Below are 22,283 nucleotides of genomic sequence, written 5' to 3' on the forward strand. Positions count from 1 at the left end.
CCACAAAGTTTGATTATCCTTTCACGATCTTATCATAACTGGCGGTGATGCCTTTGATGAGGGAAGAGCTGAAGCCCTGGTGTTCCATTTCGTTCAGCCCTGCGATGGTGCATCCTTTGGGGGTGGTCACCTTATCAATTTCCGCCTCGGGGTGACGGTTGCCTTTGATGAGCAGTTCCGCCGCGCCTTTTACGGTTTGTGCGGCAATGAGATTGGCCGTGGCGGCGTCAAACCCGATCTCGATACCGCCCTGGATGTTCGCGCGGATAAAACGGAGTGCGTAGGCAATGCCGCAGGCGCCGAGCACGGTAGCCGCGTCCATGAGTTTTTCATCTATGCTTACGGTTACGCCCAGTTGGTCGAACATCTCCTTTACGAAGGAGGTTTGTTCGTCCGTCATGTTGCGGCCGCAGATGCAGGTGATGGATTCCTGTATGGCGATGGCGGTATTGGGCATGGCGCGGAAAATGGGCAGGCCGGGCAGGGTGATCTTTTCAAGATCGTCCAGCAGTACGCCGGTAACCACGCTGATGAGGATCTGTTTTTTGGCGTCGAAACTGGCGCGCAGTTCGCTGAGCACTTCTTTTACGTTGTATGGTTTGAGGGCTACCACCACTACGTCCGCTTCGCTGATGGCTTTGGCGTTATCCGATTCGATGTGCACGCCTTTGTCACGCAGGGCGGCCAGGGTGGCGGTATTGCGTTTGGTAACGGTGATGCTTCCGGGTTTGCTGAATCCGCTCTTTAAAAGTCCTTCCGCTATGGCGGAACCGAGGTTTCCGCCGCCGATGATCGCTATTTTCTTATCTGCCATAGTCTACTATTTTGGAAGAGTAAGGTACGGCAAAACGCGGAAGCAAGCAAGGAGGGGTAAAAAAGGCGGTGGTCCGGCATTACGCAGGACCACCGTCAGACAACATCAAAATATGATCATTCCTGAAGATTCAGGTGTTAATCCAGGGTTACATGGCTCCAGTTCTCCCCGCTTTTGATGCGGTAGAGCTGCATTTCGCTGATGGAGAACTGTTCGGCGATCTGCTTCATGGTTTTTCTGCCGGGTTTATCCAGCAGCCGTTTGATGCTTTTCACCTTGGTCACGTTCAGCTTCAGGCCTTTCAGGCGGTGGCGCTGCAATTCCTTGTAGGCCAGCTTGGCGGGGCTGTTCTGCTGGTGTTTCTCCATTTCCTCCTTGGTTGCCCAGCGGAGGTTGGAGATCTTGTTGTTTTTTTTATTAAAGTCGAGATGAATAACGTATTTCTGTGTACGGCTGGTTTTGGGGGAAAAGAGCCGCGCCACTTCGCGGTGAAGGTAAAGGCTCTGATAGGTGTCCGCGGGTTTGATGTTGAGTACCGTATAACCTTCAACGGTAGAACCATTCAGCAATTTTCCGTCTTCGATACTTTCGTGGTAACTGATCACTCTTCCCATGTTGGACACTGCGTACTTTTTCCGCAGGGCAGATTTGTTTTTAATCTGCAAGTCTTTCCAGACCTCATTTTTCAGATTTTTAACCGTGGCCATTGTGAAAGCAGTTTTTTGGTGATTCAATTCGGGGTTAATCCGCGATACCACACGCCAGTTCTCTTTCTGTCTTAATTGCTGTTCCTTCCGAGCCAGCCATTGGGGCCATTGTCCGCTCAAATATATGATCTTTGTACTGTAATGCAACGGCATCCAGTACCGATTCTATTGCTGACGCTGTATTGCAAGTTACTAATTGTGCACGGAATTCTTTGATATGCGGCAGCCCTTTCAGGTAATTGGTGTAATGTCTACGCATTTCGAGTATCCCGACCACGTCTCCTTTCCAGCTGATCGAGTGGCGCAGGTGCTGTTTGCACACCTTCACCCTTTCTTCAACAGTTGGCGGGGGCAGATGGTTGCCCGTAGCCAGGAAGTGTTTGATCTCGTTAAATATCCAGGGGTACCCGATAGCCGCCCGGCCGATCATCACCCCGTCCACCCCGTACTTTTCCCGGGCGTTTTTGGCTTGTTCGGGCGTGCAGATATCTCCATTACCGAAAATGGGTATATGTATCTTCGGGTTGTTCTTCACTTTGCCTATCAATGTCCAGTCCGCGCTGCCCTTATACATCTGTGTACGGGTGCGGCCGTGTATGGTGAGCGCTTTGATGCCCACGTCCTGGAGGCGCTGGGCCACTTCCTCGATGTTTTTGGTATCATCGTCCCATCCGAGGCGCGTTTTGACGGTAACGGGCAGCTTTGTGGCTTTTACCACCGCTTCCGTGAGCTTTACCATCTTGGGGATGTCTTTCAGGATGCCGGCGCCGGCGCCTTTGCAGGTCACTTTTTTTACCGGGCAGCCAAAGTTGATGTCCAGCAGGTCCGGATTAGCGGTTTCCACGATCTGGGCCGCCATGGCCATAGGCTCTTCGTCTCCCCCGAATATCTGGATGCCCACCGGCCGCTCGTAGTCGAAAATGTCGAGTTTCATGCGGCTTTTGATAGCGTCGCGGATGAGGCCTTCAGAGGAAATGAACTCCGAATACATCAGGTCCGCCCCGTTCAGCTTGCATACCGCCCTGAAGGGAGGATCGCTTACATCTTCCATGGGCGCCAGCAACAGCGGAAATTCACCCAGTTCTATATCTCCGATTTTCACCATATTAATCTTGCCTGTTTTTATTTTATCGGTCAACTGGCAAACACGGTGTAAATTTACGCAAAATTACCACAGCGATAATTTATGTACCGATTACGCAGATCAACTCCTTATTCCCGGCTGGCATTGCTTTTCGCCCTGATGTTCGTTTGTTATTTCATCTTTGGGATGCTGATGGTGTCAGTTTTTCCGGCTATCAGCGGCGGCTATACGCTGGATAAAATAGAAGATCCCGCGCTGTGGGGCAACCCTTCCTTTGCTTTTGCGTTCAAAGTATTCCAGTTTTTGTACACCACCCTGGTGTTCCTGGTCCCTGCGGGCATTTTAGCATGGCTGGCCAGTCCGAAACCCGGTGAATACCTCGGGCTGGAACGGCCGGTGGGCGTTATCCAGCTGGGCCTGGTGATACTGATCATGCTTTGCGCCCTGCCGATGGTAGGCCTGCTGAATGAATGGAACCAAACCTGGAACCTACCGAAATCCTTAATGGACGTGGAAGAAGCCGCAAAAACGCAGACGGAAATGCTCCTCAAAATGCCGGACCTCCGTTCCATGCTTACCAACCTCCTGCTGATAGCCCTGGCGCCCGCCATCGCGGAAGAAGTGATGTTCAGGGGCGTGATGCAAAAGATTATCACACAGCTGGTTAAGAACGGTTGGGTAGCCGCGCTCATTACAGCTGTTATATTCAGCGCGGTGCACCTGCAATTCCTCGGGTTTATGCCCAGGGTGCTGCTGGGTTTCCTGCTGGGGGCCATATATTATACGACCGGCAACCTCTGGCTGTCCATAGCCGCCCATGTGCTGAACAACGGGCTCCAGGTAGTGTTAATTTACCTGTACCAGGTGAAGATGACCAATTACGACGCCATGGCGGATGAACATGTACCGCTGTATTTCGGATTGCTGAGCGCCCTGGTATCAGGTTTGCTGATATGGAGATTGTATAACCGATCGAAACAAAATGGGTACAGGCTGGAATCACTGGCGAAGGAACCCGAATTTACAACAACAGAAAAAGAATACTGATATGGAAAAAGACTGGGTAAAAGTATTTGCCAGCAATGTGTCCTTTGAATCCGAGATCATCAAAGGCATGCTGTTTGAAAACGAAATAGAAGCCGTGATCATCAACCGGCAGGACTCCTCTTTTGTGACCATGCTGCCGGGTATGGACGAGGTATACGTGCATAACAGCAACGAGGCAAAAGCCAAAGAACTGATCGCGGCCAGCCAGGAAGGGAAGATCGAAAACAATCCTTAGCTTTACGCCCGATCTAACTTTTTTGAGCACAGTATGAAGACCTTCATCACGCGCACTATTACCGCCCTCTTTTTTGTAGCAATTATGCTGGGGGGCATCCTGTGGAATGAATTGAGTTTCTTTCTTCTATTTTTCCTGATCAACTTTTTTGCCCTGCGGGAGTACATGAAGCTCGTACGCCTGATGGACAGCGACTATGGCGAAGTATCGCCCTGGCACCGCGTTGGCCTGCTGATAGCGGGTTGTGCAGTGATGATGGCGGTAACGGACAGGCATTTTGGGGGAAGCGGTGTGACGATGGGTGAAATAGGGTTTGTACTGGCGTTCATCTTTATCCTCTTGCTACCGCTTGGGGAGATATTGATGAGTAAAAACTTTTCGCTGAAAACCATCGGCTATTCCATGCTGGGGCTTATATACGTCACCGCGCCCTTGAGCATGATGGTGGACCTGCGGCTGGTGCCGTTTTCATATTCCGTAATACCCGGCTGGCATACAACCATCTATCCGGACACGGTGCCGCACTGGACCGGATACGCCGGATCGGAAGGAATACTGATCCCCTTACTGCTGATCATTTTTATCTGGATAAACGACACCATGGCTTACATTGTAGGCTCTTTGATCGGCCGCACGCCTTTTTTCCCGTCCATCTCCCCGAAAAAGACCATTGAAGGCACGGTGGGCGGTATGATACTGGCCATCGCCGCCGCCGGCGTGTTCGGTTATTTCTGGGGCGCCGAACGTTTCGGCCTGGCCTGGCCGCATTGGGTGGCCCTCGCTTTCATTGCCGCCATCTTCGGCACGGCGGGCGACCTGCTGGAATCCCGCCTCAAAAGGCTGGCCGGCGTAAAGGATTCAGGGAAGATCATGCCGGGGCACGGCGGTTTCCTGGACCGCTTCGATTCCCTGCTCGTAGCCGCGCCTTTCGCATGGATATACGTGAGCCTCTTTGTGCGATAAATTTTTATTTTCTTCATACCTTCGTACCGCCGGAAAAAACCGGCGATCTTTCATCATCAAAACAGAACAATGACTATCCATCGTGAGGGAACGGCTACCATCGCCATCACCTTTGTGGTACTGGCGCTGATTAATGGCGCGGTATTTTACCTGCTCCCGGGCTCCCCGGTGACCGGCTATATCGTAGCGGGCATTTCACTCGTTTTATTCCTTTTCATCATTTCCTTCTTCCGCATCCCGAACAGGGTGATGAAACAGGACGAACAGCTGGTGATCGCGCCGGCGGACGGTAAAGTGGTGGTGATTGAAGAAACTTTCGAAGCTGAATACTTTAAGGATAAAAGATTGCAGGTGTCCATCTTTATGAGCCCCGCGAACGTACATGTGAACCGCAACCCCATCAGCGGTGAAGTGAAGCTGAGCCAGTACCACGCCGGTAAGTACCTGGTGGCCTGGCACCCGAAATCCTCCACCGAGAACGAACGCCACACCGTGGTGATCGGCAACGGCAAAAACGAGATACTCGTACGCCAGATCGCAGGCGCCCTCGCCCGCCGTATTGTGAACTATCTCAAGGCAGGCATGCAGGTGAAGCAGAACCAGGAAATGGGCTTTATCAAGTTCGGCTCCCGTGTAGACATTTACCTGCCCATCGGCACCGAAGTGAATGTAGCGCTGGAACAGACCGTGAGAGGCGGGCAGACCATCATCGCCAAGCTGGGCTAAGGTTTAACAGTTCTTTAGAACGGTTTGGTTTATCTTCAGTACATCATGAAACCAAAACGAAGATCAAGATCCGGATTCAAAGAAAACATGGATGGATGGGCTACTTTGATGGGCATCCTGGAAGGGATCGTCCAGCTCCTTGATTTTTTAACATGATTTTAGGATGTATTGATCTATCTTCAGAACATGGAAAAACAGGTACAAAAATCAGAACTCAGGAAAACAACCGGGCGTTTGCAAAAAGGCCTGTGGTTCTTTGGTTTTATTATTGAGCTCCTGGGTCTTCTTGTATAAAAACTGATTACAGGTTTCTAACCGTTTTATATGAAAAAAATATTCTTCGCCCTCGCGGCAGTAACACTGATGGCCGGCCCGGCACTTGCACAGGAAAAACCTGCCGCAAAAAAGAAAGCAATGAAAGAAGCAGCCTGCCACAAAGATGGCGATGCCTGCTGTAAAGAAGAACAAACCGCCAAAGGCAAATCCTGCTGTATGCCGATGCCCTCCAAAGCCACTGCCGCTATGAAGAGCAAAGCCGCCAAACCGGCCGCCAAAGCTGAAAAGGCAAAGCCCGCCACAAAAGGATAAACCGAAGCTGACAATATTAAAAAAGGCTGTGTTCCATATGGAGCACAGCCTTTTTTGTTGCCGTCAGGCGTATTTTAAAGAATCTCCTTCAGTTCATGCAGGCTTTTGATCGTGTAGGTAGGCTGAATGCCTTCCTGCCGTTTGTCCGGCGCAAAATATACCTGGTCCATACCGGCCTGCTGCGCACCCAGGATGTCCACATCCAGCGTATCCCCGATCATAATACTTTCCGCCGCCGTGGTGGAAGAAAGTTTCATGGCATAATCGAATATTTCGCGGTGGGGTTTAAGGCTGCCTGCGCTTTCCGAAGTGATCACATGCGTGAAATAATCGTTGATGCCGGAATGTTTCATCTTCAGGCGCTGGGTATCCTCAAATCCGTTGGTAATCATGTGGATAGGATAATTTTTATCGCGGAGATAATCCAGCACTTCGGTGGCGTGGGGGAACAGCGCGGTTTTCGTGGGCAGCACTTCGATGAAGCGCGCACCCATATCGTCGCAGAGTTTGTCGTCGCAGATCCTGAAATCCAGGAAGGTCATGCTGAAACGTTTGGTGCGCAGCTCGTTCCTGTTGATAAAACCTTTGCGGAAGCGGTCCCACAGTTTGTCGTTGATCACGGAATAAGATGCATAGAAAGTTTCAAAAGAGGGAATGCCTCTTTTATCCAGTGCGTATTCAGCGTAAAGCTCCTGTAACGTGGCCGTGGCGTTGGCCTCAAAGTCCCACAGTGTATGGTCCAGGTCGAAAAAAATATGTTTATATCTCATAATGGTCTGTAGCGTTGGCAGCAATAGTTTCGCCACAAATTTACGACAATCGGCGGGAAGCGGGGTCAATTTAACGATTCCGTAATTTTTGCATTATTTTTAAGGGCTTTAAAACAGGCAACCAGGATTATGTACGCGATCATCACAGGAGCAAGCAGGGGAATAGGTAAAGCGACCGCTGAAAAGCTGGCTGCTGAAGGATTTGATATTGCCATCTGCGCCCGCAATCCAGCAGCGCTGGACGCTGCGAAAGAATCCATCGGACAGCGGCGGGAAGGCGTAAAAGTGCTCGCTGAAATAGTGGATATGGGCGACAAACAGGCGGTGCTGGCCTTTGCGCAAAAAATAAAAGATACTTTCGGCGATACACCCGCCATACTGGTGAACAATGCCGGGATATTCACGCCCGGCGCGGTGCACGAAGAGGAAGACGGCCACCTGGAAAAGATGATGGCGGTGAACCTTTACAGCGCCTACCACCTTACCCGCGCTTTTATACCCGCCATGAAAGCGGCGGGCAAAGGCCATGTGTTTAACCTTTGCTCCACCGCCAGCCATAAAGCATACCCGAACGGCGGCTCTTACAGCATCACAAAATTCGCTTTACTGGGCTTTTCGAAGAACCTGCGCGAGGAAATGAAACCGTTCGGGGTGAAAGTGACCTCGGTAAGCCCCGGCCCTGTGTGGACCGCCAGCTGGGAAGGCTTTGAAGCCCCCGCGGACAGGCTCATGGAAGCGTCCGATGTGGCGGATATGATCTGGGCCGCCTATAACCTCAGCCCGCAGGCCGTGATAGAAGACATCCTGATGCGCCCGATGCTGGGCGATATCGGATGAAATGGATCAAATCCTTTCCTGTGGCTTGTTTTAGCACTTTTTTTAACTTACTTTTAACTCACAGCGCGCGTACGCCGGTGCGGCTTTGGTTAAATTTGTTTCCAGGATGAAGGTTTATACTGCCATTTTAAAGAAAAGTTTATTCACGCTGCTGATATTCTGTTGTGCAGCCCTTACTGCCTATGCGCAGGAGTTCCGTTTTACCACCCACAGCAGCTCGAACGTGATAGCCATGGACGAGATGGTGCGCGTACAGTTCCTGCTGGAAAACCCGGTGAATTTCAGCGGCCAGGTCATACCCAATTTCAAAGGTTTCACCGTAGTACAGGGCCCGGAAGTGATGCAAAGCACTTCTTACGTGAATGGTAAAGTATCCAATTATCTTGCTTTTTCTTATGTGCTGCAGCCGCAGGCTCCCGGCCAATACACCATTCCCGGCGCTACCGCCCGTGTGGACGGCAGGATGGTAAAAAGCAACCCGATCAATATCGAAGTGGTAAAAGGCGGCCCCGGCGCGCAGATACCGCAACAGCAGCCCCAGCCACAGCAGCAGGCGCCCCGCCGCGGTTATGGGGACGTGTATGGCGAGTCGCACCCCGGTGTGATCAGGAAAGGAGAAGACGTAAAAGATAAACTCCGCAAAAATATTTTCGTGAAAGTGGAGGTGGATAAAACCACCGTGTTTGAAGGCGAACAGATCACTGCCACTTACAAACTCTACACCCGCCTGCCCACGAATTCCAATGTGACGAAGGTGCCGGCATTCAAAGGTTTCTCCGCAAAAGACATTGAGCTGCCCAATCCGCCGCGCGCACAGGAAGAACTGGTGAACGGCGCGCCATTCAACGTGTTCGTGATCCGTAAGACCCTGCTGTTCCCCCTGCAATCGGGTGAGCTGGAGCTGGACCCTGCCGAGGTGGATAACCAGGTGCATTTCGTAAAACTGGGCGGCAGGAAAAAACGCGCGGCAAACGATCCCTTCAACGACCCGCTTTTCCGGGATGCCTTCGGCGGTGCCGCGTTTGATGACTTTTTCAGCGATGACCCCTTCAGCACGCCGGAATACGAAGTAGTGCCCTACAAGATCCAGAGCCCGGTGATAAAAGTGACGGTAAAACCGTTGCCCACGGCAGGCCGCCCGGCCAGCTTCAACGGTGCGGTAGGTAAGTTCACCATGACGGCGCAAATGGATAAAAAAGAGCTTAGCACGGACGATGCACTTACCCTCAAGGTGAATATCGCCGGGCAGGGGAACGTGAACCTGCTGAGCGCGCCGCCGCTGAATATTCCTCCCGCATTTGAAAAATATGATCCTACCGTAACGGACAATATCGAAAGGAACAGCAACCCGCTCAGTGGCAGCCGCCAGTTCCAGTACGCGCTGATGCCACAGGAAAAGGGCGATTACGATCTGCCGCCGGTTGAGTTCTCTTACTTCGATCCCGCCGCGCAGGCTTACAGGACGCTTACTTCTTCTCCCTTTGCCATACACGTTACACAAGGAAAACAAACCAAAAGGGACCGCGAGGATTTTGGTGTGAACACAGAGCTGGCCGCCATCCGCGTAAGCGGGCAAAGCTGGAGCAAAAACAGCCCCTTCTTCTTTGGCAAACCGCTTTTCTGGATACTCCTGCTGCTGCCCTTACTGGGTTTTGCGGCCATCGCCTGGTATCGCAGGCGCCAGGATTTCCGCAGCAGCAATGCTGCCCTCCTGAGGCATAAACACGCGAACCGCGTGGCGCTCAAACGACTGGAGCTGGCCGCCCGTTATCTCAAAGAAGGAAAAGACAAAGCATTTTACGAGGAAACTTCCCGCGCCATCTGGGGGTATCTCAGCCATAAGTTCAAAATACCCATGGCCGAGCTGACCAAACAATTGGTACAGGATAAGCTGGCGGCCGAACTGGTGAGCGGCGCCACCATGCACAAACTGCTGGAGCTTACGGACCGTTGCGAGATGGCCCTGTACGCGCCGGCCAGCACCAGCGAGCACCGCCAGGGAGCTTACCAGGAAGCGGTGGAAGTGATCAGTGCCATTGAAGATGAACTTAAAGGCAGAGCCGGAGGCGCCGCCGGAAAATAACCGATTATGACGCGTTCTATCAGACATTCCATCCAGGTACTGCTGTGCTGCCTCCTTACCGGCACTGCGCTGAAAGTGCAGGCGCACAAAGACCCCATCTTGTTCGCTGAAGGCAACCAGCTGTACCAGCAGAAAAAATATGAAGAAGCCGCCGCGAAATACCAGCAGCTGATCGACTCAGGCTACCAGGTGGCGGACCTGTACTTCAATGCGGGCAATGCTTATTACAAAAGCAACCAGACGGCCATGGCGGTGTACAGTTTCGAAAAAGCGCTGCACCTCAAACCCGGGGACGAAGCTATAGAGCAGAACCTGGCTTTGGCAAACCAGCGCGTGGGCAGCAATATCGAAACACTTCCTTTGCTTTTCTTTGAAAAATGGTGGCTGAAATGGCAGCAGCTGCATTCCGGTGCAGGCTGGGCGGTGTGGAGCATCGTGTGGTTCTGGCTGCTGATCGCCGCCGCCGCGGTGTATTTTTTCGTGCCGGTAAAACGGAGACAATTGTTCCGATGGGCGATGGTGCTCACCGGTGTGCTTTTTATTGGTTATTTCTCCATGGCCATCTGGATGCATAACAAAGCATACAACAGCGGGGAAGCCATCGTGATGCACAACGCCGTGAAGGTAAAATCCGCGCCGGACGACGGCAGCAAAGACCTGTTTGAACTGAAGGAAGGTGTGAAAGTAAAAGTGCTGGACGGCACCAGCCAGTTTAGCAAAGTGCAGCTGGCGGATGGTAAAAGCGGATGGGTAGCCGTGAATGAACTGAAGAATCTTTAATCCTTATAATTTTTCGATCCTTGTCAGGAACTCCTGTTTCCTGTGGCGGCTGACGGGCACGCTCCGCCCGTCCGTCATGATGATCTCCCCGCCGTCTCCCTTGATATATTTGTACATGTAGGAAAGGTTGATCAGGTAGCTGTTGTGCACCCTGAAAAACCCTTTGTCTTTCAGCACGTCCTCTACTTCTTTGAGCGAGCGGCAGATGAGCAGGGGTATGGCGTGCTGCTGAAGGAACACGCGGGTGTAACTCCCTTCAGATTCGCAGTAGGTGATCTCTCGCACGGGCATCATCCGCAGGCCGTCTACCGTAGGCAGGGCCAGCCTTTCGTTTGGCTGCATGTGCTGGTGGAGGAACTGGAGGAGGGCTTCTGTTTTTGGGCCGGAAGTGTGATGCTGGCTGGTGGCTTTTTTTACGCTGGTTATCAGCTCTTCCTTGTCAATGGGTTTCAGCAGGAAATCCAGCGCGCTGTGACGGATGGCTTTGATGGCGTATTGATCGTAAGCGGTGGTGAAGATCACTGAAAAATTGGGGCGGCCAAGTTCTTCGAGGAGCTCAAACCCGTTCATGCCGGGCATTTCCACATCCAGGAACACGAGCTGCGGCTGATATTTCGCGATGGCCTTCAGCCCTTCTTCGGAGCCTGCGCACACCGCTACCACCTGCAGTTCAGGGCAATAACGGGAAAGCAGCAGATGCAACACATCGCGGCAATGTTCCTCATCGTCTATAATGATGGTAGTCATGAAAGCCCTCTATTAGGGTGATAAACAGGAATATACCTCAGCTATGCTAATTTACTTAAAAATCTCCGCTTCTTCGGGAAGAGAAGCGGCCGTTACATCCGGCAGCCTGATGAGGGTGTAAGTACCTTTTTTCTGGTGATGCTGATCGTACACATGGCCGGTGGTGATGGCGGCATGCGTGTGATAACGCGCATTGAGCCAGTGCAGTCTTTCCGCGGCTACGCGGGTACCGGGCGTGCGCTGCTGGTAACTGTGAAAGGCGCTTTGCCTTGCCACGCCGTTGTCTTCCAGCTTGATATAAAACTCCCCGTCCTTACGCCCTATCTCGATGCTGATAAGCCCTTTATGCTCCGAACCGCGGTGCAGCAGGCGATGCCAGATGGCGTTCTGAATGTAGGGCTGCACTACAAAAGGCGGCACCAGCACGGAGAGCTGCGGGCAGTCCGGCAGGCGGTGTATCACGTATTCAAACTGTCCTTCGAAGCGCAGCTGCTCCAGCTGCAGGTAGAGCTCCAGCGATTCCAGTTCTTCTTCCAGCGATATCCATTCCTTGCTGCTGTTCTCCAGGGTGAGCCGCATGAGTTTGCTGAAACGGGTGAGATAAGACGATGCGAGCTCCGTACTGGAGGAAAGGATAAAACTATGGATGGCGTTGAGACTGTTGAAGATAAAATGGGGGTCCATCTGGCTCTGGATGGTATGAAGTTCCAGCGAGGTGCGGCTGCCCTGCATGGCGATCTTTTCCTGCATATTGCGCCTGAGCTTCCGCTCCCTCCACCAGAAGTAAAGGCCGGTGGCCGCGGCCACCACGAAGAATACAATAAGAAGAATGAATACGCCGGGTAAGGGCAGTAATTCCAATGCCGGCGAGGCCGTTAAAGCATGCGATAAAACCAGTCCGCTAGTGGGGTTATACATATCAGATTCCTAAGCCGCTCAAATATATGCCGCATTCCACGCCCGGAAAAGGGGGATTGAATAGCTGGCGGAGGCGGCCTTACAATCGGCAGCGGAACAAGGATAGTTGGTTCAGGGGATATTTCAGCCGTCGGTGAACTTGTAGCCTACCCCGCGTACGGAGTGGAAATACTGGGAGTTGCGGCTGTCCTGCTCGAAATATTTACGGAAGTTGAGAATGAAGTTGTCTATGGTACGGGTGGTGGGGTACACGTTGTAACCCCATACTACCTGGAGGATCTTTTCCCGGGTCACCACTTCGCCTTTGTTTTCGATCAGCAGCTTGAGCAGCATGGTTTCTTTTTTGCTGAGCTCGTGGTGTTTGCCGTCTTTCCCCACGCATTCCTGCGCGGCAAAGTCTATCATGTTGTTGCCAAAGCGGTACACATTGGGCACGGAATCCTTGTCCTGGATCTTTTTGTTTTTGACGATCAGCTTTTCAACGCGGAGGAGCAGCTCTTCCAGGTTAAAAGGTTTGGTCATATAGTCGTCTCCGCCTTTCTTCAGGCCCAGCACACGGTCCGCGCTGCTGTTTTTGGCGCTGAGGAAAAGGATGGGTACTTCATTGTTCTGTATGCGGATGTTTTCGCACACGGCCAGGCCGTCCATTTCTGGCAGCATGATATCGAGGATGATCAGGTCGAAGTATTCGTTCTTAACGGCTTTCAGTGCACTTGTTCCATTATCTACGGCCGTTACCTCATATCCTTCCAGTTCCAGGTTCAGCTTAAGGGCTTCCTGGAGATTTTCTTCATCTTCTACCAGCAATATTGATGCTTTCGTCGCTTCCTTCATATTGATGCATTGGGTGATGGTGAACGGTAAGTGGTATTTTGCTTATTGCCTATAAAATTACGCACAACCGGTTAATTTTATACAGATTGTACGGAATAATCATGCCATGTGATCTCAAAACAGGTGCCTTTGGGGGTATTATCTTTCACGGTTATACTCCCGCCATGCTGCTCCACGATCTTGCGGGTGAGGTACAGCCCCAGCCCGGAGCCTTTGCTTTTGCGCGTGTTTTCGTTGCCGATGCGGTAAAACTTCAGGAAGATCTTGTTCCTTTCCTCCTGCGCAATGCCTTCACCTTCATCGCTTACCACCAGTTTGAGGGCGTCGCCGGACCGGAAGAGCTTCACGTGTATGTTCGTTCCTTTCGGGGCGTATTTGATCGCGTTTTCCACCAGGTTGTTCAGCATGAGGGTGATCATAAACTTATCCCCCTGCAGTTCCACTCCCGGCATAATGTCCGAATCGATGTGGTGGCTTACGGTGCGGCACTGCAATTCTTCCACCGAGTCTTTCAGCAGCCTGGAGAAGTCCAGGTGTTCCAGGAAGGGCTGGTACTTCCGGTGCTCGAACTGCGATGCCAGCAGGATGTTGTTGCACAGCTGGTCCAGCCGGTTCGTTTCGCGGATGGTGGCATCCAGCAGCTTGCGTTGTTTTTCTTCATCCAGTTTGTGGCGGCGGAGCGTTTCCAGGTTCAGCTTCGCAACGGCGATGGGGCTTTTCAGTTCATGCGTTACCGCCATCATAAAGTTCTGCTGCTGCTGGCCGAGTTTCATCTGTTTCCACACGGCGCGGTACACGATGGCTGCGCCTGCCAGTATCAGCACCAGGAAGATCACGCCTTCCCCGATGTATTTAAAAGTGCGCATCTGCTGTTCCTTGTGGAGGCGTTGCATTTCCTGCATAAACTCCGCGGGATGGTGCAGCTCGTTCATTTTGTGAACAAGCGCGCCCTGTTCGTACTTAGCGATCTGTACGCTTTGCTGATGGAGCAGCAGGCCCCACCACAGCAGCTGTACGACGGTGTAGACGAGTACAAAAACATAGATGCCGGTGATCATCTTCTTGCTCGGCAGTTCGGATGAGGATTGTTTACCCATATCACTTCCGCAGCGCGGCTTTTTCTATACGCAGGCCCACGCTCAGCATATCGGGGAGGGGGGTCTGACGCATGTTCTGCTCATAAGTAAAGCGGTACATACCGGGCTTCGAAAAGATGGCATTCTGCTGAATGGGGATGCGGTGCTCATAGATATCGTCCATGCCGCTTCCCAGCCATTTGCCGTACGTATCTGCAAGGGGCAGCTCCACCCGGCGGGTAACCGCGGTACTGTCTCCCGGCAGCTGCGTGCTTACAAGCAACCAGAGGTTGTTGTAAGGATATGCGTCCGTATGCCGCACGTTTACATAAATGTTGTAAGCGTAGGCGGTATCTTCCGGAGAGAGCTCCAGCTCAAATACCGGCCTGTTGTCCGCCGCCCATTCGGAATTGGGTATGTCCCTGTTCTTTTCAAATGTTTCCAGCCTGGGAGGCTTGCAGGCAAATGCAAGCAAACATAACAGGAGGGCGGCGTATCCCTGGTTCGTCTTTACGGTCATAGTATATTTCAGCTTATAGTACGTTCAGTACCTGCTCTTTAGCTTTTTCCAGTTCGTCCTTCATCATTACCACCCATTGCTGGATGCCGGCGTCGTTTGCCTTGGAACCGGTGGTGTTGATCTCGCGGCCGATCTCCTGCAATACGAACCCGAGCTTTTTGCCTTTGGCGGGCTCTGCTTCGGCGAGTATGTCTTTGAAGTAGCGGCAGTGATTCTGGAGTCGGATCAGTTCTTCGGAGATGTCCAGTTTTTCCAGGTAAAAGATCAGTTCCTGCTCCATGCGGTTCGCGTCCACGTTTTCTTTACCTACGTGTTCGGCCAGGAGGCCTTCGAGGCGGGCGCGCGCTTTGTCTTTGCGCAGGGGGTCCAGCTCTTTTACCTTTTCGGTGTACAGCAGGATGTTGTCTATACGGAGCAGCAGGTCTTTTTCCAGCATGGCGCCTTCATCTATACGATGGGCATCCATATCGCCCACGGCTGTGCGGATCACTTTTTCCACTTCCAGCCATTCGGATTCTTCCATTTGTTCGGAAGCGGGGGTTACCACTTCGGGAAGTTTCATCAGCACATTCAGCATGTCTTCCTGCGGAAGGGAAAGCTCGGTGGCCATGGAGGAGATAGCGGTGTGATAGTAACGCGCCAGCTCGGTGTTGATCACAACGGGGCGGGTGGCGCCGTTCTGCTTGATGTTAATAGTGGCATCCAGCGTACCGCGTTGCAGTTCCTGCTGCAGGAGGTTGCGGATGTCGAATTCGTAGGGCTTTAACAGAGGGGACATCTTCAGGTTCACTTCAAACTGTTTGCCGTTCAGCGACTTTATTTCCGCCACAACGGTTGTTTCTCCCCGGGTTACCTCCGCACGGCCGAAGCCGGTCATGGATTTGAGCATATTATCTGTTTAATGTGACAAATCTAGTTAAATGAACCCATATTTCTGATTGGGAACCAGGCCATTTTGGGGAGGGAGGATGTTAACGAAAGAGGGCTTTGTACATTTCCTGCTGTGAATGCTCTACTATATCGCCGGGCTGCATGTTGTCCAGGCTGAGGTTTTCTATCCTGTAACGGATGAGCCTCAACGTGGGGAAACCTAGGGCAGCAGTCATTTTACGCACCTGCCTGTTTTTCCCTTCCTTCAGGATGAGCCGTATCCAGGGGGCGGGTATTTGTTTGCGGAAACGGATGGGCGGGTTACGGTCCGGCACGATGGGGTCAGTCTCAAATATCCCGGCGTCCACGCCACGGGTCCGGTAAGGTTTGCCGTCTATGGTGATGGTCACCCCTTCCTGCAGCTGCCGGATGGCCTGGTTCGTCACTGCGCCGTCCACCTGCGCCCAGTATTCCCTTTCATGGGCGTGTTTGGGGTCCAGGAGGCGGTGGTTGAGCGATTTGTCGTTGGTAAGTATCAGCAGGCCCTCGCTGTCATAATCCAGCCGGCCAACGGGGTAAACATCGCGGGGTACGTCAAAGAAGTCGGACAAGACGGCTTTATCTCCCTCTTTTCCGAAGCGGGTCAACACTTCGTATGGCTTATACACGGAAAAATAGTGCAGGCTCACAATGCTTACTTTGGTTAAGGGCCTGTAAATTAGTAATTTTGCCGCATCCTTAGAGGTTTTATGGCATATGATATGTTAAGCGATCAAACAGAATGCCGGTTCTGCAACAAATACCTGGGCGAAATATTTTCCGCGGCCACACCTGAACATGTGGCGGAAATTGCCAACGCCAAAGAGTGCAAAGTGTACAAAAAAGGCCAGGTGATATTCCAGGAAGGCGCACATCCCTATGGCATCTACTGTATCAATACAGGAAAGGTGAAACTTTCGCACAGCGGTGACGAAGGGAGGGAGCAGATCATCCGCCTCGTGAAGCCCGGTGATCTCATCGGATATAAAGCGCTCATAGACAACGAACCATATACCGCAACAGCTACCGTGCTGGAAGACAGTGCGGTGTGTTTCATCCCCCGCGATATTTTCCTCCAGATATTACAAACGGATACCGCGCTTTCCCTGAAGATGATGCAGATCATCACCAGCGAACTGAGAAGGGCGGAAACAAAGATCACCCATCTTGCGCAGAAGCCCGTGAGGGAACGGCTGGCCGAAACCCTGCTTACGCTGAAAGAAACTTACGGCCTGGAAGAAGATGAACAGACCATCAACGTAACCCTTTCCAGGGAAGAGATCGCGAACCTTGTTGGCACCGCTACCGAGTCCGCGATACGCCTGCTCTCCGAGTTCAAAAAGGAAAAGGTGATAGACCTGACGGGTAAAAAGATCAGGATACTCCGCCTTCAGCAACTCATTAAGATGGCTAACCTCCAGGATTAACCTCTCCGGTTCCGCTGTAACCAAAAATTTTTGCCTTCAAAAGTGCTTAAAAGGGTCTTTCCGATGAAAAAACGGGGAAGGGGTAAAGGTCAGCTGAACGCTTTAATCCGTCAAAACCGGGTGTTCTTTTTGCTGATGATGTAGTGCGTGAAAAAAATGAATGCTTTGAAACGCTTTGCTGCCGCGGGTTACAGGGGCAATAAAAAAAGTCTGACCGTGAGAACAATCAGACTTTCTTGTTATGTGAATGGGTTAGTAAGTACAGGGAAATAAAATTCCCTACACAATATTAAAAAGAATTTCATCACAAAAGAAAAATTTTACAAGAAATTTTATTCACAGGCAGAAAAAAAGTGTGGATAACGCCCCCTAACTTTGCTGTCTACTTTAAAGATGAACTATGAAGTTTGAAGCACCGATTGCGGTAAAAGAAATAGCAACGCTCATTGGAGCAGAGTTGGTAGGCGATGATACACTCATGGCTACCGGCATCAACGAGATTCACAAAGTGGAAACGGGAGACATCTCGTTCGTGGATTTCGAGAAGTATTACAACGCCTGTCTTACTTCCCCCGCCACGATCATCATCATCAACAAGAAGGTGGACGTGCCCGCCGGCAAAGCGCTGCTGGTCACCGCGGACCCTTTCAGCGCGTACGTAAGCCTCGTGAAGAAGTACCGTCCCTTTGTACCGGTTACTTCCCCCATCAGCGATACCGCGGTGGTAGGTGAAGGCACCGTTGTATCTCCCGGCGTTGTCATCGGGCACCATGTCACCATCGGAAAGAACTGCATCATCCACCCGAACGTAACCATCTACGACCATACCACCATCGGGGACAATGTTATCATTCATGCGGGCACCGTCATCGGCGCGGATGCCTTTTATTTCAAAAGAAGGGCGGACCGGGCCGTGATGTACGACAAACTCCTGAGCTGCGGCCGGGTGATCATCGAACATGATGTGGAGATCGGGGCAAGCTGCACGATCGACAAAGGAGTGAGCGGCGATACCATCATCGGCGCGGGCACCAAGTTCGACAACATGGTGCACATCGGTCACGGCGCGGTGATCGGGAAGAACTGCCTCTTTGCCGCCCAGGTAGGCGTAGGCGGTAAAGCGATCATCGAAGACAACGTGATCCTCTGGGGACAGGTGGGTGTGAACAAAGACCTGACCATCGGCAAAGGCGCCGTTGTGCTCGGGCAAAGCGGCATCGGCAAATCCATCGAAGGCGGCAAAACCTACTTCGGCTCACCCGTGGAAGATGCCCGCGAAAAGAAAAAGGAATTGGCCTGGATCAAACGCATCCCGGAGATCTGGTCAAAGCTCAACAGCTAGTTCAAATACCATGATAAAAACTATTTACGGCCCCGTTATCGCCCTTTGCCTGCTTTTTACTGCCTGTGCCACCGTGAAGAAGCCCGCCGCCGATCCGGGTCTTTATATTGCCGCAAATGAACTGCCCGTTAAGATCAAGGACGGCTGGCTTACCGCCAAAACGCTTACGCTCGGCGCCTATACCACCTCCTCCCGTACAAACGGCGTGGCGGCGAACACACCGGCCAAACAATTCAAAAGCACCTCGGACGCTTTTTATTTCACCGTAAAAGGCCAGGATGCGGAACTGCCCGTGCAGGTGCTCAGCACCGGGAAGATCACCTTTTCCAACCGCCCCCTTCCCGCTTACCTGAATACATTGCCGGGCGACGCGCCGCTTTGGTACATCTTTGCCGGCGGCACCGCGCAGGACCCGCTGAAGAGCTGGGAACTGCTGCTGAAAAAGAACATTGCCTTCCTGGAACTGAACGACAATAAACCGGTAGGCATCCTCCGCTCCTCCACGGACGAGATCAGGATCACCGCGCATAACCGCTACGGCATCCGGAACAGTACGGAGAAGATCTGTTATGAATTCCAGCTGAAGGGCGTGCCTGTAGCCGCCGTGGTCACCGGCGAAAATCCCCGGGCATGGATACACAGCAAAGCGGATGCAAACCTGCAAAGAACACTTGCGGCAATAATGCTCGGGCTGCTGTTTAAATCATAAAAGGAAGGATAACGTCCTGACGATTAACAAACCCGCAAAGCTGTTAGAGCTGCGGGACGATAAAATATCCTGAAAGGGCTGCCCGGGAAAGGCGGCCTTTTTATTTGATACCAGGTGAAGGGAGGGAGATTCGTTAAAGGTTATCAGGCATTCCGGGAAACAAGGTAATCCCTGCTTACGTCCGTCACCGTTTCATCCAGGGGCCTGAAGCGGAAGCCGGGCAACGTCTGCGTGATCTTCGCACTGCTGTAATATACTTTCAGCTGTGCGGTACGGGCCGTTTCGCGGGTGATGAGCGGGCGCTTGCCAGTGAAGAGGCTGCGGAACTTTTCCACTCTCCATACAAGGGCGGCCATCCATGGTTTAGCGCCAATATGCGGCGGTCTTTTGCCCATTACTTCCGCCATGCGGGTAAAGAGGTGGCGGTATGCCCAGTTGTCCCCGTTGAGCACAAACCTTTCGCCGCTGAGGGGGCTGTTCATCAAACGGATCATCGCTTCCGCCACATCGCGTACGTCCACGAATCCGTTCACGCCTTCCGTATAATAAGGGAATTCTTTCCAGGCATTTTTCAGCATCAGCCCGGTGCCGTCGTGCCAGAAACCGCTGCCGAGTATAATGGAGGGGTTCACGATCACGGCATTCAGCCCTTCGGCGATGCCGCGCCATATTTCCATTTCGCTGAGATGTTTGCTGATAGCGTAGTTCGAGTTGTTGTCGCTGTCTTCCCACTGTGCATCTTCATTCAGCGCGGTTTGCTGCCTGGCCCTGCCGAGCGCCGCCACCGAACTTACATGCACGATCTTACGGATGCCCGCATCAATCGCCATGTTCACCACGTTAGCCGTGCCTTCGATATTGGTCCTGAACATTTCATCCCGCTTTTCCGGGTGGAAAGAAACAATCGCCGCGCAGTGATAAATTTCAGTGATGCCCTGCATGGCGTCTTCCAGCGCGCCGGTGTCCAGCACATCAGCCTGAAACCATTCCACTTTGTCTTTGAAATCATTCACCTGCCCGGGGATGCGGTTGCGGTACAAGGCGCGCACAGGTTTGCCGGACTTTACCAGTGCCCGCAAAAGATAGCTGCCTAAAAAACCTGTTCCTCCGGTTACAAGGATCATGATAGATGAATTGTTATTGCGGCACAAATGTAAATCAATAGTTGTAAAAACCTTTGCCGGTTTTGCGGCCCAGCTCGCCTTTTGCTACAAGGGCGGCCTGCATGGCGCCGGGTTTAAATCGTGGCGCGCGCTCAAAGGCTTCGTAGAGGGAAACGGTGACAGCGTAATTGACATCATTGCCGATGAGGTCCATCAGGGCAAAAGGCCCCATCCTGAAACCCGCCGCTTCCAGCAGGCGGTCCGTAGCGGAGATGTCCGCATTGCCGGCTTCCACCGCTTCCATCGCTTCAAGATAATAATGACGGGCTACACGGTTCACGATAAAGCCGGGCGAATCTTTTACCCTTACCGGTGTTTTTCCCATCTCCATGGTCAGCGCATAGAGGAGGCGGGCGGTGTGAGGGGTGGTTTGTTCCCCGCTTACCACTTCCACCAGCTGCATGAGGTGAGCGGGGTTAAAAAAATGCATACCGGCCACACGCCCCGGGTGCGCCACCTGCCGGGCGATCTCCGTAACGGAAAGAGATGATGTATTGGAAGCGAAGATGGTGTCCGTTTGATTGATAGCAGCCAGCTGGTTAAAAAGCGAAACCTTTACATCGATCTTTTCGACGATGGCTTCGATCACAACGTTTGCCTTGCATTCCGCCATGTCATTACAAAGGGTGAGGCGGGCAAGGATGTCCGTCATCTGCTGCTGCGGCATTTTGCCTTTGTCCACCGCTTTCTGGAGATTGCCGCGTATCTGCGTATAACCTTGCTGAAGGGCTTTTTCATCCAGGTCAAAAAGGCGGGTATGAAAACCCGCGGCGGCGCTCACCTGTGCAATGCCGGCGCCCATCGTTCCAGCGCCGCAAACGGCAATTACCTTGATGTCCTGTACAGCTTGCATATGTGGGAAGATTAGGGTAAACACGGGGAAAAAACAAGGCCGGAAACGTGTTGTTCCGGCCTTGAAGGAAATTTATACAGCGCCCTGGAACTGCTTCAGGAAACGGAGGTCGTTTTCCGAGAACAGCCGGAGGTCTTTGATCTGGTATTTGAGCATGGTCAATCTTTCGATGCCCATGCCAAAGGCGAAGCCGGTGTATTTTTTGGAATCGATGCCGCAGTTTTCCAATACCTGCGGGTGTACCATGCCGCAGCCGAGTATTTCCACCCAGCCGGTATGTTTACACACGTTGCAGCCTTCGCCGCCGCAGATCAGGCAGGAAATATCCATTTCCGCGCTGGGCTCTGTGAACGGGAAAAAGGAGGGGCGGAAACGTACTTTGAAGTTCTCGCCGAAAAACTCCTGTACGAAATAATACAGCGTTTGTTTGAGATCGGCGAAAGAAACGTTTTCAGCGATGTACAGCCCTTCTATCTGGTGGAAGAAACAATGCGCGCGGGCGCTGATCGTTTCGTTGCGGTATACGCGGCCCGGGCAGATAATGCGGATAGGCAGCTTGCCTTCTTCCATCACGCGCACCTGCACGGAGGAGGTATGCGTACGCAGCAGCCAGTCCGGGTTGTTATGTACGTAAAACGTATCCTGCATGTCCCGGGCGGGGTGGTTTTCGTCCAGGTTGAGGGCGGTAAAGTTATGCCAGTCGTTTTCGATCTCGGGGCCTTCCGCGATGGTGAAGCCAAGGCGTTCGAAAATGCGGATGGCTTTGTTCCGCACGATGCTGATAGGATGGCGGGTGCCCAGGCGGTGCGGCTCGCCGGGAAGGGTAAGGTCCTGGTGGGCAGAAGCGTCCGCGGCGCCGTTTTTCAGGTGCTCAAACTCCTCGTATCGGCCTTCGGCGAGCAGCTTAAAGCTGTTCAGTACCTGCCCGAACTCTTTTTTCTGTTCATTGGGCACGGATTTCATTTCCCCGAAGAGGGCTTTCACCAATCCTTTGGTACCGAGGAATTTAATGCGGTATTGTTCCAGTTCTTCCGCCGTTTTTGGCTGGAAGGCGGCAATTTCCTGCTTATATGCTTCTATTTGCTGCACTATCTGCTCCATGGGTGCAAATATAACGTGCTGCGGAGAAAAAAGAGTAAATTGGAGTGGAA

Annotated in this window: 25 protein-coding genes; 11 read left to right on the forward strand and 14 right to left on the reverse strand. The window is 52.4% G+C overall.

What is annotated here, in order from left to right:
- Positions 1-13: 13 nt before the first annotated feature.
- The 3 genes from proC to dusB all read right to left on the reverse strand — a co-directional run bounded on the left by proC (position 14) and on the right by dusB (position 2,626).
- A complete protein-coding gene (gene proC / locus EG028_RS24355; RefSeq protein WP_120518960.1) occupies positions 14-814 on the reverse strand; it encodes a pyrroline-5-carboxylate reductase in 801 nt (266 codons plus the stop codon).
- Positions 815-951: 137 nt separating this feature from the next.
- Positions 952-1,521 carry an HNH endonuclease gene (locus EG028_RS24360; protein WP_120518961.1) on the reverse strand — a complete coding sequence of 190 codons (570 nt, stop codon included), beginning with the start codon at positions 1,519-1,521 and terminating at the stop codon, positions 952-954.
- A gap of 34 nt (positions 1,522-1,555) precedes the next feature.
- Complete coding sequence (gene dusB, locus EG028_RS24365) at positions 1,556-2,626, reverse strand: tRNA dihydrouridine synthase DusB (protein WP_120519090.1); 1,071 nt, start codon at positions 2,624-2,626, stop codon at positions 1,556-1,558.
- Between the two features lie 81 nt (positions 2,627-2,707).
- Between dusB and EG028_RS24370 the strand changes: the two genes are divergently transcribed.
- The 5 genes from EG028_RS24370 to EG028_RS24390 all read left to right on the forward strand — a co-directional run bounded on the left by EG028_RS24370 (position 2,708) and on the right by EG028_RS24390 (position 6,164).
- Positions 2,708-3,652 (forward strand): CPBP family intramembrane glutamic endopeptidase, encoded by a 945-nt coding sequence (locus EG028_RS24370; protein ID WP_120518962.1) that lies wholly within the window; start codon positions 2,708-2,710, stop codon positions 3,650-3,652.
- Position 3,653: 1 nt separating this feature from the next.
- Positions 3,654-3,887 (forward strand): putative signal transducing protein, encoded by a 234-nt coding sequence (locus EG028_RS24375; protein WP_162946625.1) that lies wholly within the window; start codon positions 3,654-3,656, stop codon positions 3,885-3,887.
- Positions 3,888-3,920: 33 nt separating this feature from the next.
- On the forward strand, positions 3,921-4,850 hold the full coding sequence (locus EG028_RS24380) for a phosphatidate cytidylyltransferase (RefSeq protein ID WP_120518964.1): 930 nt from the start codon (positions 3,921-3,923) through the stop codon (positions 4,848-4,850).
- Between the two features lie 69 nt (positions 4,851-4,919).
- Positions 4,920-5,576 (forward strand): phosphatidylserine decarboxylase family protein, encoded by a 657-nt coding sequence (locus EG028_RS24385; RefSeq protein ID WP_120518965.1) that lies wholly within the window; start codon positions 4,920-4,922, stop codon positions 5,574-5,576.
- 324 nt (positions 5,577-5,900) lie between these two features.
- Positions 5,901-6,164 carry a hypothetical protein gene (locus EG028_RS24390; RefSeq protein ID WP_120518966.1) on the forward strand — a complete coding sequence of 88 codons (264 nt, stop codon included), beginning with the start codon at positions 5,901-5,903 and terminating at the stop codon, positions 6,162-6,164.
- Positions 6,165-6,238: 74 nt separating this feature from the next.
- On the opposite strand, the gene EG028_RS24395 is transcribed toward EG028_RS24390, so the two are convergent.
- Positions 6,239-6,934 (reverse strand): YjjG family noncanonical pyrimidine nucleotidase, encoded by a 696-nt coding sequence (locus EG028_RS24395; RefSeq protein ID WP_120518967.1) that lies wholly within the window; start codon positions 6,932-6,934, stop codon positions 6,239-6,241.
- A gap of 129 nt (positions 6,935-7,063) precedes the next feature.
- Between EG028_RS24395 and EG028_RS24400 the strand changes: the two genes are divergently transcribed.
- The 3 genes from EG028_RS24400 to EG028_RS24410 all read left to right on the forward strand — a co-directional run bounded on the left by EG028_RS24400 (position 7,064) and on the right by EG028_RS24410 (position 10,634).
- The gene (locus tag EG028_RS24400; protein ID WP_120518968.1) at positions 7,064-7,771 is read left to right on the forward strand and encodes an SDR family oxidoreductase; all 708 of its coding nucleotides are present in this window, start codon (positions 7,064-7,066) and stop codon (positions 7,769-7,771) included.
- Positions 7,772-7,877: 106 nt separating this feature from the next.
- Positions 7,878-9,854 carry a BatD family protein gene (locus tag EG028_RS24405; protein WP_120518969.1) on the forward strand — a complete coding sequence of 659 codons (1,977 nt, stop codon included), beginning with the start codon at positions 7,878-7,880 and terminating at the stop codon, positions 9,852-9,854.
- 6 nt (positions 9,855-9,860) lie between these two features.
- Positions 9,861-10,634: a tetratricopeptide repeat protein gene (locus EG028_RS24410; protein WP_120518970.1), complete on the forward strand. Its 774-nt coding sequence runs from the start codon at positions 9,861-9,863 to the stop codon at positions 10,632-10,634.
- 3 nt (positions 10,635-10,637) lie between these two features.
- On the opposite strand, the gene EG028_RS24415 is transcribed toward EG028_RS24410, so the two are convergent.
- The 7 genes from EG028_RS24415 to EG028_RS24445 all read right to left on the reverse strand — a co-directional run bounded on the left by EG028_RS24415 (position 10,638) and on the right by EG028_RS24445 (position 16,288).
- Positions 10,638-11,381: a LytR/AlgR family response regulator transcription factor gene (locus tag EG028_RS24415; protein ID WP_120518971.1), complete on the reverse strand. Its 744-nt coding sequence runs from the start codon at positions 11,379-11,381 to the stop codon at positions 10,638-10,640.
- A 51-nt stretch (positions 11,382-11,432) separates the two neighbouring features.
- Positions 11,433-12,242 carry a sensor histidine kinase gene (locus EG028_RS24420; protein WP_162946626.1) on the reverse strand — a complete coding sequence of 270 codons (810 nt, stop codon included), beginning with the start codon at positions 12,240-12,242 and terminating at the stop codon, positions 11,433-11,435.
- 180 nt (positions 12,243-12,422) lie between these two features.
- Positions 12,423-13,133 carry a response regulator transcription factor gene (locus EG028_RS24425; protein ID WP_120518973.1) on the reverse strand — a complete coding sequence of 237 codons (711 nt, stop codon included), beginning with the start codon at positions 13,131-13,133 and terminating at the stop codon, positions 12,423-12,425.
- Positions 13,134-13,210: 77 nt separating this feature from the next.
- Positions 13,211-14,230: a sensor histidine kinase gene (locus EG028_RS24430; protein WP_120518974.1), complete on the reverse strand. Its 1,020-nt coding sequence runs from the start codon at positions 14,228-14,230 to the stop codon at positions 13,211-13,213.
- Position 14,231: 1 nt separating this feature from the next.
- A complete protein-coding gene (locus tag EG028_RS24435) occupies positions 14,232-14,729 on the reverse strand; it encodes a gliding motility lipoprotein GldH (RefSeq protein ID WP_120518975.1) in 498 nt (165 codons plus the stop codon).
- A 13-nt stretch (positions 14,730-14,742) separates the two neighbouring features.
- A complete protein-coding gene (locus tag EG028_RS24440; protein WP_120518976.1) occupies positions 14,743-15,618 on the reverse strand; it encodes a YicC/YloC family endoribonuclease in 876 nt (291 codons plus the stop codon).
- A gap of 82 nt (positions 15,619-15,700) precedes the next feature.
- Positions 15,701-16,288, reverse strand: coding sequence for a pseudouridine synthase (locus EG028_RS24445; protein WP_120518977.1), 588 nt, complete (start codon positions 16,286-16,288; stop codon positions 15,701-15,703).
- Positions 16,289-16,360: 72 nt separating this feature from the next.
- Between EG028_RS24445 and EG028_RS24450 the strand changes: the two genes are divergently transcribed.
- The 3 genes from EG028_RS24450 (at position 16,361) to EG028_RS24460 (ending at position 19,116) form a co-directional block, all read left to right on the forward strand.
- Complete coding sequence (locus EG028_RS24450; protein WP_120519091.1) at positions 16,361-17,065, forward strand: Crp/Fnr family transcriptional regulator; 705 nt, start codon at positions 16,361-16,363, stop codon at positions 17,063-17,065.
- A gap of 400 nt (positions 17,066-17,465) precedes the next feature.
- Positions 17,466-18,407, forward strand: coding sequence for a UDP-3-O-(3-hydroxymyristoyl)glucosamine N-acyltransferase (locus tag EG028_RS24455; protein ID WP_120518978.1), 942 nt, complete (start codon positions 17,466-17,468; stop codon positions 18,405-18,407).
- A gap of 10 nt (positions 18,408-18,417) precedes the next feature.
- On the forward strand, positions 18,418-19,116 hold the full coding sequence (locus EG028_RS24460; protein WP_120518979.1) for a hypothetical protein: 699 nt from the start codon (positions 18,418-18,420) through the stop codon (positions 19,114-19,116).
- 143 nt (positions 19,117-19,259) lie between these two features.
- Here the strand turns inward: EG028_RS24460 and EG028_RS24465 are convergent, their stop codons facing one another.
- The 3 genes from EG028_RS24465 to pheS all read right to left on the reverse strand — a co-directional run bounded on the left by EG028_RS24465 (position 19,260) and on the right by pheS (position 22,233).
- On the reverse strand, positions 19,260-20,240 hold the full coding sequence (locus EG028_RS24465; protein ID WP_120518980.1) for an NAD-dependent epimerase/dehydratase family protein: 981 nt from the start codon (positions 20,238-20,240) through the stop codon (positions 19,260-19,262).
- Positions 20,241-20,274: 34 nt separating this feature from the next.
- The gene (locus EG028_RS24470; protein WP_120518981.1) at positions 20,275-21,132 is read right to left on the reverse strand and encodes a 3-hydroxyacyl-CoA dehydrogenase NAD-binding domain-containing protein; all 858 of its coding nucleotides are present in this window, start codon (positions 21,130-21,132) and stop codon (positions 20,275-20,277) included.
- 72 nt (positions 21,133-21,204) lie between these two features.
- A complete protein-coding gene (gene pheS / locus EG028_RS24475; protein WP_120518982.1) occupies positions 21,205-22,233 on the reverse strand; it encodes a phenylalanine--tRNA ligase subunit alpha in 1,029 nt (342 codons plus the stop codon).
- Positions 22,234-22,283: the final 50 nt, after the last annotated feature.

The organism is Chitinophaga barathri (assembly GCF_003807585.1).
Lineage (GTDB): Bacteria > Bacteroidota > Bacteroidia > Chitinophagales > Chitinophagaceae > Chitinophaga > Chitinophaga barathri.

Bases quoted from the DNA above. Each gene is read 5' to 3' on its own strand.
- EG028_RS24450 (WP_120519091.1), top strand. From the start codon at position 16,361: ATGTTAAGCGATCAAACAGAATGCCGGTTCTGCAACAAATACCTGGGC.
- EG028_RS24455 (WP_120518978.1), top strand. From the start codon at position 17,466: ATGAAGTTTGAAGCACCGATTGCGGTAAAAGAAATAGCAACGCTCATT.
- pheS (WP_120518982.1), bottom strand. From the start codon at position 22,233: ATGGAGCAGATAGTGCAGCAAATAGAAGCATATAAGCAGGAAATTGCC.
- EG028_RS24460 (WP_120518979.1), top strand. From the start codon at position 18,418: ATGATAAAAACTATTTACGGCCCCGTTATCGCCCTTTGCCTGCTTTTT.
- EG028_RS24425 (WP_120518973.1), bottom strand. From the start codon at position 13,133: ATGAAGGAAGCGACGAAAGCATCAATATTGCTGGTAGAAGATGAAGAA.
- EG028_RS24395 (WP_120518967.1), bottom strand. From the start codon at position 6,934: ATGAGATATAAACATATTTTTTTCGACCTGGACCATACACTGTGGGAC.
- EG028_RS24360 (WP_120518961.1), bottom strand. From the start codon at position 1,521: ATGGCCACGGTTAAAAATCTGAAAAATGAGGTCTGGAAAGACTTGCAG.
- EG028_RS24410 (WP_120518970.1), top strand. From the start codon at position 9,861: ATGACGCGTTCTATCAGACATTCCATCCAGGTACTGCTGTGCTGCCTC.
- EG028_RS24380 (WP_120518964.1), top strand. From the start codon at position 3,921: ATGAAGACCTTCATCACGCGCACTATTACCGCCCTCTTTTTTGTAGCA.
- EG028_RS24465 (WP_120518980.1), bottom strand. From the start codon at position 20,240: ATGATCCTTGTAACCGGAGGAACAGGTTTTTTAGGCAGCTATCTTTTG.
- EG028_RS24430 (WP_120518974.1), bottom strand. From the start codon at position 14,230: ATGGGTAAACAATCCTCATCCGAACTGCCGAGCAAGAAGATGATCACC.
- EG028_RS24390 (WP_120518966.1), top strand. From the start codon at position 5,901: ATGAAAAAAATATTCTTCGCCCTCGCGGCAGTAACACTGATGGCCGGC.
- EG028_RS24470 (WP_120518981.1), bottom strand. From the start codon at position 21,132: ATGCAAGCTGTACAGGACATCAAGGTAATTGCCGTTTGCGGCGCTGGA.
- dusB (WP_120519090.1), bottom strand. From the start codon at position 2,626: ATGGTGAAAATCGGAGATATAGAACTGGGTGAATTTCCGCTGTTGCTG.
- EG028_RS24400 (WP_120518968.1), top strand. From the start codon at position 7,064: ATGTACGCGATCATCACAGGAGCAAGCAGGGGAATAGGTAAAGCGACC.
- EG028_RS24370 (WP_120518962.1), top strand. From the start codon at position 2,708: ATGTACCGATTACGCAGATCAACTCCTTATTCCCGGCTGGCATTGCTT.
- EG028_RS24415 (WP_120518971.1), bottom strand. From the start codon at position 11,381: ATGACTACCATCATTATAGACGATGAGGAACATTGCCGCGATGTGTTG.
- EG028_RS24435 (WP_120518975.1), bottom strand. From the start codon at position 14,729: ATGACCGTAAAGACGAACCAGGGATACGCCGCCCTCCTGTTATGTTTG.
- EG028_RS24405 (WP_120518969.1), top strand. From the start codon at position 7,878: ATGAAGGTTTATACTGCCATTTTAAAGAAAAGTTTATTCACGCTGCTG.
- EG028_RS24440 (WP_120518976.1), bottom strand. From the start codon at position 15,618: ATGCTCAAATCCATGACCGGCTTCGGCCGTGCGGAGGTAACCCGGGGA.
- EG028_RS24385 (WP_120518965.1), top strand. From the start codon at position 4,920: ATGACTATCCATCGTGAGGGAACGGCTACCATCGCCATCACCTTTGTG.
- proC (WP_120518960.1), bottom strand. From the start codon at position 814: ATGGCAGATAAGAAAATAGCGATCATCGGCGGCGGAAACCTCGGTTCC.
- EG028_RS24375 (WP_162946625.1), top strand. From the start codon at position 3,654: ATGGAAAAAGACTGGGTAAAAGTATTTGCCAGCAATGTGTCCTTTGAA.